Source organism: Desulfobulbus alkaliphilus (genome assembly GCF_016918545.1).
In the GTDB taxonomy this organism is placed as follows: Bacteria; Desulfobacterota; Desulfobulbia; order Desulfobulbales; family Desulfobulbaceae; genus Desulfobulbus; species Desulfobulbus alkaliphilus.
On record NZ_JAFFQC010000139.1, the window covers coordinates 1 to 540 of the forward strand.

At 62.0% G+C, this 540-nt stretch carries 1 protein-coding gene and 1 pseudogene; one reads left to right on the forward strand and one right to left on the reverse strand.

From position 1 onward, the window contains the following. Positions 1 to 172, forward strand: a 172-nt coding sequence (locus JWG43_RS20405) for an AlpA family phage regulatory protein (protein WP_205244286.1), incomplete at its 5' end; no start/stop codon positions are given. Here the strand turns inward: JWG43_RS20405 and JWG43_RS17785 are convergent. Continuing rightward, a pseudogene (locus tag JWG43_RS17785) lies at positions 169 to 540 on the reverse strand (hypothetical protein); the annotation flags it as partial. The gene JWG43_RS20405 and the pseudogene JWG43_RS17785 sit on opposite strands and share 4 nt — an antisense overlap.

The following is a 540-nucleotide window of genomic DNA, read 5'->3' on the forward strand; positions in this document are numbered from 1 at the left end:
CCCTCGCCGTTTCCTGCTCACCCCCCGATGTGTGGTCTGGGACCTGAGCGAAGTCGAAGCGTGGCTAGCTTTGCGACGCGAGCGTCCGATCACACCTGCTAAGGGTCCAGATGTCCGTCTTCGCCGTTCGCGGCCTGTGGCGTGGGGCCACCCCGAACGACGCCCCTTCTAGGCCGCAGCGCCAATCCGTTGCCGAACGAGATCAGGCATGACCTTGTTCTTCGCTGCCTGATCCCCCAAGCCGAGGCGCCCGTAGACCTCTCCGCCTATACCGGGCACGACGTCGCCGTTCTTCTCACGCTCGGTATCGACTTCGAACATCCAGTACTGGAATCGTTCCGACAGCTCTCGCGGAAACTCCTGGGTCAGACGCTCGTCCGCACCGTCGAGCATCACCGGCGCAACCACATGGACGCGCGAAGGCGAAATGTCGTCGAACAGGTGCTCAAGGTTCGTGCGAACGACGCAGGAGCCTGAGATGATCGACTTGAGCATGACGATCTGGTCCACGCCATCAAGCGGCTCGACATACTCTTGGGT